At 72.6% G+C, this 8,359-nt stretch carries 6 protein-coding genes; 1 reads left to right on the top strand and 5 read right to left on the bottom strand.

Going from position 1 to position 8,359, the window contains the following annotated elements; translation table 11 throughout:
* Positions 1 to 213: hypothetical protein (locus ACH4OA_RS30095; protein WP_397972340.1), on the bottom strand; the 213-nt coding region annotated here is incomplete at its 3' end.
* 1,388 nt (positions 214 to 1,601) lie between these two features.
* On the opposite strand from ACH4OA_RS30095, the gene ACH4OA_RS30090 reads away from it, so the two are divergent.
* Positions 1,602 to 3,371 (top strand): M28 family peptidase, encoded by a 1,770-nt coding sequence (locus tag ACH4OA_RS30090; protein ID WP_397972338.1) that lies wholly within the window; start codon positions 1,602 to 1,604, stop codon positions 3,369 to 3,371.
* A 286-nt stretch (positions 3,372 to 3,657) separates the two neighbouring features.
* On the opposite strand, the gene ACH4OA_RS30085 is transcribed toward ACH4OA_RS30090, so the two are convergent.
* From ACH4OA_RS30085 to kdpF, 4 genes are all read right to left on the bottom strand, one after another.
* Positions 3,658 to 4,326 carry a potassium-transporting ATPase subunit C gene (locus ACH4OA_RS30085; protein WP_397972336.1) on the bottom strand — a complete coding sequence of 223 codons (669 nt, stop codon included), beginning with the start codon at positions 4,324 to 4,326 and terminating at the stop codon, positions 3,658 to 3,660.
* A gap of 5 nt (positions 4,327 to 4,331) precedes the next feature.
* A complete protein-coding gene (gene kdpB / locus ACH4OA_RS30080; protein ID WP_397940899.1) occupies positions 4,332 to 6,434 on the bottom strand; it encodes a potassium-transporting ATPase subunit KdpB in 2,103 nt (700 codons plus the stop codon).
* Between the two features lie 68 nt (positions 6,435 to 6,502).
* Positions 6,503 to 8,164 carry a potassium-transporting ATPase subunit KdpA gene (kdpA, locus tag ACH4OA_RS30075; RefSeq protein ID WP_397972399.1) on the bottom strand — a complete coding sequence of 554 codons (1,662 nt, stop codon included), beginning with the start codon at positions 8,162 to 8,164 and terminating at the stop codon, positions 6,503 to 6,505.
* A gap of 32 nt (positions 8,165 to 8,196) precedes the next feature.
* Positions 8,197 to 8,286 carry a K(+)-transporting ATPase subunit F gene (gene kdpF / locus ACH4OA_RS30070; protein WP_009326374.1) on the bottom strand — a complete coding sequence of 30 codons (90 nt, stop codon included), beginning with the start codon at positions 8,284 to 8,286 and terminating at the stop codon, positions 8,197 to 8,199.
* Between the last annotated feature and the right edge of the window lie 73 nt (positions 8,287 to 8,359).

Genomic DNA, 8,359 nt, shown 5'->3' with positions numbered 1-8,359 from the left:
GCGGGCGCGGGACCGGGCCAAGAGCGCGGGCGGGACCCAGGCCGGGCCGAGGGCGCGGCCGAGGGCGCGGGACCGGGCCAAGAGCGCGGGCGGGACCCAGGCCGGGCCGAGGGCGCGGCCGAGGGCGCGGGACCGGGCCAAGAGCGCGGGCGGGACCCGGGCCGAGCCGAGGGCGCGGCCGCCGACCGAGGTCGGGACCGGGGCCAGGGCCAAAGGCCGGGGCCAGGGCCAGGGCCAGGGCCAGGGCCAGCAAGGAGCGGACGAGCCGGTGCCGGTGCCCCGGCGTTGTCTGCGACGGGGCGTGCCACAACCGGACTCCCCGGGAGCGGCCACACCCGCGAAGGCCGGGCTCCGAGGCCAGGGGACGGAGCTGAGGTCGAGGCGGGGACCGGGCCAGGTCCCAGACCGAAGGCCGGTGCCAGGGGCGAAGCCAGAAGCCGGGCCAGAGGCCGGAGGTGAGGCCAGGGGCCCGGGCCAGGGGCGAAGCCGAAAGCAGGGGCAGGGCCCGAGGCCGGAGGCGAGGCCGGGGACCGGAGCCAGGGAAAAGAGGCCAGGGACCGGTACTGAATCCGAGGCCTGAGTCGAGGCCGGGGCAACGGGCGAGACCGGGGACGGAACCGCGAGCGGAGCCAGGGCAGGTGAGGAGCAGGCGGGCCGGTGCCGGCGTTGCCCGCGACGAGGTGGGGCGGGGAGCGGCCGCACCGATGCCGGTTCCGGCCGGCAACCGCCGGGCGGTTCGCCGGACTTGCGGGCAGTTGCGACGTCGGCCGCGCGGCTTGCGGGCAACCGCCGCGCCGACCGGCGGGAGTCGTGTGCAACCCCCCGCCGCCGCGGTTCTTGCGGGCAACCGCCGCGGGATCTGTGGGCAGCCCCGCGCCGCCGCGGGACTCGCGGGCAGCCGTCGCACGGGCCGTCAAACTAGTTTGCAAGCAACCACCGTGTCGGCCCCGGTAGTTGTCGGCAGCCATGTGTAGCCGCAGGACTTGGAGGCAACCACCGCGCCGACCCCTGGAGTTGTGGGAACCCCGCACAGCCACGGGACTTGCAGACAACCTCCGCCCCCGGCCGCGGGCAACTGGCGCGTCGGCCACATGGAGTTGCGGGACCCCGCACAGCCGCGGGACTCACAGGCAACCTCCGCCCCGGCCGCGGGGACTTGCGGGCCACCACCGCGCCGACCAGCGGGAGCCGTGGGCAACCCCCGCCGCCGCAGGACTCGCAGGCAACCGCCGCGCCGGCCGCACGACTTGCCGATAGCACACGCGCAGGCAGCAGGACTTGTCAGGAGCCGTCGTCCCGGCCGCGGCCGTGGCGGGCTCCGCCGGTCTGGCCGGGAGCGGACGTGCCGGTTTCGGCCAGGGTGGGAGGCGGCCCCGGGCCGTTAACCTCGTGGCCGCCCGCCCGGTTCCTCGGGGCCCCGGCACGCCGGTCCGGTACCCCACCGGCGGCTGCCGGCAGGGCGGGCGGGAGCCGTTGATCCGGCCGGTCCCGTGCGCCCATGCTTGACGAGGGCTTGGCATGCGCATGCTCATGAAGGTGCCGTGGCGCGGCTCACCCGAGTCCGCCGCACACCTGTCGTTTCCTCCACCCCACAAGGAGACATGGTGCTACGACCACGAAGACTGTCCCTGGCCGGCCTGACAAGCCTGGCGCTGGCCACGGCCGCCGCCGGCCTGACCCTGCTCCCCGCGAGCGCCGAGGCGGCCCCCGCGCGCCACCTCCCCGCCGCGGCCCACGCGCCCGCCCTGGCCGCCGCCGCGCCCGACATCGACGTCACCAAGGTGCAGGCGCACCTCACCGAGCTGAACGCCATAGCCACTCGCAACGGCGGCAACCGCAAGTCGTCCGGGCAGGGTTACCGCGACTCGGTCGCCTATGTGAAGGGCAAGCTGCAGGCCGCCGGTTACACGGTCACCGAGCAGCCCTGCACCTCCGGCTGCGCCAGCGGCGCCGGGCCCAACCTGATCGCCGAGTGGCCCCGCGGCGACGCGTCCAAGGTGTACATGTTCGGCTCGCACCTGGACAGTGTCTCCGCCGGACCCGGCATCAACGACAACGGCTCCGGCAGCGCCACCCTCCTCGAAGTCGCGCTGAAGCTGGCCCAGACCGATCCCTCGATGGCGGCGCGCGTCCGCTTCGGCTGGTGGACGGACGAGGAGCAGGGCCTGAACGGCTCGGACTTCTACGTCCGTTCGCTGACCTCCGCCCAGCGCTCCGCGATCAAGGCGTACTACAACTTCGACATGGTCGCCTCGCCCAACGGCGGCTACTTCATCAACCACATCACCTCCTCCGCCGCCGCGCCGATGAAGGCGTACTGGGACTCGCTGAACCTCCAGCCCGAGGAGAACACCGAGGGCGCGGGCCGCTCCGACGACTACTCCTTCGAGAACTACGGCATCCCGACCTCCGGTTACGCCATGGGCGCGAGCGCCCGCAAGACCTCGGCGCAGGCGGCCAAGTGGGGCGGCACGGCGGGCGCCGCGTACGACGGCTGCTACCACTCCTCCTGCGACACCACCGCCAACATCAACGCCACCGGCCTGAACCGCAGCGCCGACGGCGTCGCCTACACCCTGTGGAAGCAGGCGGTCTCGGACGCCGCACCGGCGAACGACTTCTCGGTCTCGGCCAGCCCCGCCGCCGGCAGCACCGACCCGGGCACCTCGCTGACCACCACCGTGTCCACGGCCACCACCAGCGGCTCGGCGCAGACGGTGAACCTGTCCGCCTCGGGCGCCCCGGCGGGCGTCACGGTCTCCTTCAGCCCGGCCTCGGTGACCTCCGGCGCCTCCGCCACGGCGACGGTCTCCGTCGGCTCCGCCGTACCGCCGGGCACGTACCCGATCACCCTCACCGGAACCGGCACCGCCACGCACAGCACGTCGTACACGCTGACCGTGAAGGGCGCCGGCGGCTGCACACCGTCCCAGGCGATCTCCAACGGCGGCTTCGAGAGCGGTACGACGCCGTGGACCGGTGACACCAGTGCGATCGGGACGTTCAGCGGCCAGTCCGCGCACTCCGGGTCCCGGTACGCCTGGCTCGCGGGGTACGGCTACGCGGCCACCGACAGCGTCGCCCAGACGGTGACCGTCCCGGCGGGCTGCACGAAGGCGACCCTGAGGTACTGGCTGCACATCGACACCGCCGAGTCGGGCACGACGGTGTACGACACCTTCCAGGTCAAGGTCGACGGAACGATGAAGCAGACCTACTCCAACGCCGACGCGGCCACCGGGTACACCGAGCGCACCCTGGACCTGAGCCAGTACGCCGGCCGGCAGATCGCGCTCACGTTCACCGCCACCGAGGACTCCGGCCTCCAGACCAGCTTCGTCCTCGACGACGCCACCCTGACGACCGGCTGACCGCACCCGTACGACGGCGGAGCCGGGCCGCCCCGGCCCGGCTCCCCTCCACGAGACCGCCCGCCCGGCTGGATCGGGTCCGCTGTCCCGGCCGTGCCGGGCACCCAGCGGGGCGGGCATCCGGCCGGGCGCGCCACGCGCCACGCGTCCCCTCCCCCGGCGGGATGGGCCTGCCACCCAGGCCGGACAGCCATCCGGCCAGGCAGGCACGCCCCGCGCGTCCCTCCCGCCCCGGTCACCGGCTCCCCCGGCCCGCGGCGACCCGCGTACACGCCGGACCGGTCCGTCAGCGCTTCGCCGCGAGATCCTTCAGCGCGATGTTGAGGGCCAGGACGTTCACCCGGGGCTCGCCCAGGAAGCCCAGCGTGCGGCCTTCGGTGTGGTCCTCGACCAGCTTCTCCACCCGGGCGAGCGGCAGGCCGTTCCGCGCGGCGACGCGGTGCGTCTGGAGCCGGGCGTAGGCCGGGGAGATGTCGGGGTCCAGGCCGGAGCCCGAGGAGGTCACCGCGTCCGCGGGTACGTCGGAGGGCCGGACGGTGTAGCCGGGCACCGAGTTGTCCCTGACCACCGCGGCCTTGGCGTCCTCGATCCGCTGGACCAGCTCCCCGCTGTCGGCGGCCAGGTTGGTGGCGCCGGACAGGAGCAGGTGGTACCGCGTGTTGACGTTGTTGACGCCGAGTCCGTTCGCCGGGCGGCCCTGGAACCACCTCGGGTCCGCGGCCGGGGTCTTCCGGCCCTGCTTCGGCGGCAGGCCGTAGGACTGGCCGATCACGGAGGAGCCGACGACCTCGCCGTCCGCCGTGACCTCGGAGCCGTTCGCCCGGCCGGGGAAGAGCCCCTGGGCGACGCCGGTGACGACGAGGGGGTAGAGGACGCCGGTCACGAGGGTCAGCATGAGGAGGGCCCTGAGGCCCGCCACGAGCAGCCGGGCCGTGTGGGTGACGGAGTGGTTCATGTCGGTCAGCCGATCCCGGGGACGCAGGAGAGGAGCAGGTCGATGAGCTTGATGCCGGCGAACGGCGCGACCAGGCCGCCGAGGCCGTAGAGCCCGAGGTTGCGGCGGAGCATCCGGTCCGCGCTCGTCGGCCGGTACCGCACGCCCTTCAGCGACAGCGGCACCAGCGCGATGATGACCAGCGCGTTGAAGACGACGGCCGACAGGATCGCCGAGTCCGGCGAGGACAGGCGCATGATGTTCAGCTTGTCCAGGCCCGGGTGGACCGCCGCGAACAGCGCGGGGATGATCGCGAAGTACTTCGCCACGTCGTTGGCGAGGGAGAACGTCGTCAGCGCGCCCCGTGTGATCAGCAACTGCTTGCCGATCTCCACGATCTCGATCAGCTTGGTCGGGTCCGAGTCGAGGTCGACCATGTTGCCGGCCTCCTTGGCGGCCGACGTACCGGTGTTCATCGCCACACCGACGTCGGCCTGCGCGAGGGCCGGCGCGTCGTTGGTGCCGTCGCCGGTCATCGCGACCAGTCTGCCGCCCGCCTGCTCCCGCCTGATGAGGGCCAGCTTGTCCTCGGGCGTGGCCTCGGCGAGATAGTCGTCGACGCCCGCCTCCGCGGCGATCGCCTTGGCGGTCAGCGGGTTGTCACCCGTGATCATGACGGTCTTGATGCCCATGCGGCGCAGTTCCCCGAACCGCTCGCGCATGCCCTCCTTGACGACGTCCTTCAGATGGATGACGCCCAGGACGCGCGCGCCCCGGCCGTCCCGCACGGCGACCAGCAGCGGGGTGCCGCCGGCCTGGGAGATGCGGCCGGCGATGGCCTCGGCCTCGTGGCCGGCCGTACCGCCCCGCTCCTCGACCCAGGCGATGACCGAGGCGGTGGCGCCCTTGCGGATCTCGCGCCCGTCGACGTCGACACCGGACATCCGGGTCTGGGCGGTGAAGGCGATCCATTCGGCGTGCGCCGGCTCGCCCTGGTGACGTTCGCGCAGCCCGTACCTCTCCTTGGCGAGGACGACCACGGAGCGGCCCTCGGGCGTCTCGTCCGCGAGGGAGGACAACTGGGCGGCGTCCGCCAGCTCGGTCTCGGTGGTGCCGCTCACCGGCAGGAACCCGGCGGCCCGGCGGTTGCCGAGGGTGATGGTGCCGGTCTTGTCGAGCAGCAGGGTGGAGACGTCACCGGCGGCCTCCACCGCGCGGCCGGACAGGGCGAGCACGTTGCGCTGCACCAGGCGGTCCATGCCCGCGATCCCGATCGCGGAGAGCAGGGCGCCGATGGTGGTCGGGATCAGGCAGACCAGCAGGGCGACCAGCACGACCATGGTCAGGTGCGTGCCCGCGTAGGCGGCGAACGGCGGCAGCGTGGCCACCGCGAGCAGGAAGACGACCGTCAGCGAGGCCAGCAGGATGTTCAGGGCGATCTCGTTGGGGGTCTTCTGCCGGGCCGCGCCCTCGACCAGCGCGATCATCCGGTCGATGAACGTCTCGCCGGGCTTCGCCGTGATCCTGACGACGATGCGGTCGGAGAGGACCCTCGTACCGCCGGTGACCGCCGAACGGTCGCCGCCGGACTCGCGGATGACCGGGGCGGACTCGCCGGTGATCGCCGACTCGTCCACGGACGCCACCCCCTCGACGACGTCCCCGTCGCCCGGGATGTCGTCCCCGGCCTCGCAGACCACCAGGTCACCGGGGGTCAGGCCGGTGCCCGGGACGCGTTCCTCGGAGCCGTCCGGGAGGAGCCGGCGGGCCACCGTGCCGGTCCTGGCCTGGCGGAGGGTGTCGGCCTGTGCCTTGCCGCGGCCCTCGGCGACCGCCTCCGCGAGGTTGGCGAAGAGCACGGTCAGCCACAGCCAGGCGCTGATGGTCCAGCCGAACCAGTCCCCCGGGTTCCGGGCGGAGCACACCGTGGTCAGGACGGAACCGGCCCACACCACGAACATCACGGGTGACCTGACCATCACCCGCGGGTCCAGCTTGCGGAAGGCGCCGGGAAGGGACTTGAGCAGTTGCCCGGGCTCGAACAGGCCCGCGCCGACCCGCCCTTCGGCGGGCTTTCGCCCGGTGGGGACGTCGGTGTGCGGCGCTCTGGTGGGTGTGGCTGTGCCCATGGAGTTCTCTGTGTTCTCTGAAGGGGGTGTGGCCCCCGCGATCCCTGTGTTCTCTGTGCGGGTGGTCATCAGGCCAGTCCTTCGGCGAGCGGGCCCAGGGCCAGGGCCGGGAAGTACGTCAGACCGGTGACGATCAGGATCGCGCCGGCCAGCAGGCCGGTGAACAGCGGAGTGGCGGTGCGCAGGGTGCCCGCCGTGACCGGTACCGGTGTCTGCCCGGCGAGCGAGCCGGCCAGCGCCAGGACGAAGACCATGGGCAGGTAGCGGCCGAGCAGCATGGCGAGCCCGGTCGTGGTGTTGAACCAGTCGGTGTTCGCGTTCAGACCGGCGAAGGCCGAGCCGTTGTTGTTCGCCGCCGACGTGAAGGCGTACAGCACCTCGGAGAAGCCGTGCGCACCGGAGTTGAGCATCGAGTGCGGCGGGCCCGGCAGCGCCAGGGAGGCGGCGGTGAGGACCAGCACCAGGGCCGGGGTGACCAGGATGTAGCAGGCGGCCAGCTTCATCTCCCGGGCGCCGATCTTCTTGCCCAGGTACTCCGGGGTACGGCCGACCATCAGACCGGCGAGGAACACGGCGATGACCGCCATGACCAGCATGCCGTAGAGGCCGGAACCGGTGCCGCCGGGCGCGATCTCGCCGAGCATCATACCGAGCAGCGCGAGACCGCCGCCGAGGCCGGTGAAGGAGGAGTGGAAGGAGTCGACCGCGCCCGTCGAGGTGAGCGTGGTGGACACCGCGAAGATCGCGGAGCCGCCGATCCCGAAGCGGACCTCCTTGCCCTCCATGGCTCCGCCGGCCGCCTGCGGTGCCGGACCGTGGTGGGCGAACTCCGTCCACATCATCAGGGCCGTGAACGCCAGCCAGATGGCGGCCATCGTGGCGAGGATCGCGTAGCCCTGCCTGACCGAGCCGGCCATCACCCCGAAGGTGCGGGTCAGCGAGAACGGGATCACCAGGATGAGGAAGACCTCGAACAGGTTGGTGAAGGCGGTGGGATTCTCGAACGGGTGGGCGGAGTTGGCGTTGAAGTAGCCGCCGCCGTTGGTGCCGAGTTCCTTGATGGCCTCCTGGGAGGCGACCGCGCCCCCGTTCCACTGCCGGGGGCCGCCCGTGAACTGCCCGACCTCGTGGATGCCGGCGAAGTTCTGGAGCACGCCGCAGGCCACCAGGACCACCGCCGCGACCGCGGCGAACGGCACCAGGACGCGCAGGGTGCCGCGCACCAGGTCGGTCCAGAAGTTGCCCAGCTCACCGGTGCGGGAGCGGGTGAAGCCGCGCACCAGCGCGACGGCGACGGCCATGCCCACGGCGGCGGAGACGAAGTTCTGCACGGCCAGACCGGCGGTCTGCACGACATGGCCCATGGTCTGCTCGCCGTAGTACGACTGCCAGTTGGTGTTGGTCACGAAGGACACGGCCGTGTTGAACGACTGCGCCGGGGACACCGGGGAGAAGCCCAGCGAGCCGGGCAGGACGCCCTGGAGCCGTTGAAGCAGGTAAAGGAAGAGCACCCCGGCCGCCGAGAAGGCGAGGATGCCCCGCAGATAGGCGGACCAGGTCATCTCGGCGTCGGGGTCGGCACCGATGCCCCGGTAGATCCAGCTCTCGGCGCGCAGGTGTCTCTTCGAGGAGTAGACCCGGGCCAGGTACGTGCCGACGGGGACGTGGACGAGTGCCAGGGCGCCCGCGAGGGCGAGCAGTTGGAGCACGCCCGCGGAAACGGGACCCAGGTCGCCCGCTGCGGCAGCGGCTGATGTCACCGTCAGAACCTCTCCGGGAAGATCAGGGCGAGCACGAGATAGCCCAGCAGGGCGACGGCCACGACCAGGCCGACGACGTTCTCGGCGGTCACAGCTTCGTCACCCCCTTGGCGACGAGGGCCACCAGCGTGAAAGCCGCGAGCACGGCGACGACGAAGGCCAGAT

Source organism: Streptomyces sp. NPDC017095, assembly GCF_044332325.1.
Taxonomy (GTDB): domain Bacteria; phylum Actinomycetota; class Actinomycetes; order Streptomycetales; family Streptomycetaceae; genus Streptomyces.
The sequence above is the reverse complement of the archived record's forward strand: the minus strand, read 5'-3'. Positions and strand labels throughout refer to the sequence as shown.

What these genes read in the sequence shown, in the direction of transcription:
- ACH4OA_RS30090 (WP_397972338.1), top strand. Translation starts at nt 1,602, where the DNA reads ATGGTGCTACGACCACGAAGACTGTCCCTGGCCGGCCTGACAAGCCTG.
- ACH4OA_RS30085 (WP_397972336.1), bottom strand. Translation starts at nt 4,326, where the DNA reads ATGAACCACTCCGTCACCCACACGGCCCGGCTGCTCGTGGCGGGCCTC.
- kdpB (WP_397940899.1), bottom strand. Translation starts at nt 6,434, where the DNA reads ATGGGCACAGCCACACCCACCAGAGCGCCGCACACCGACGTCCCCACC.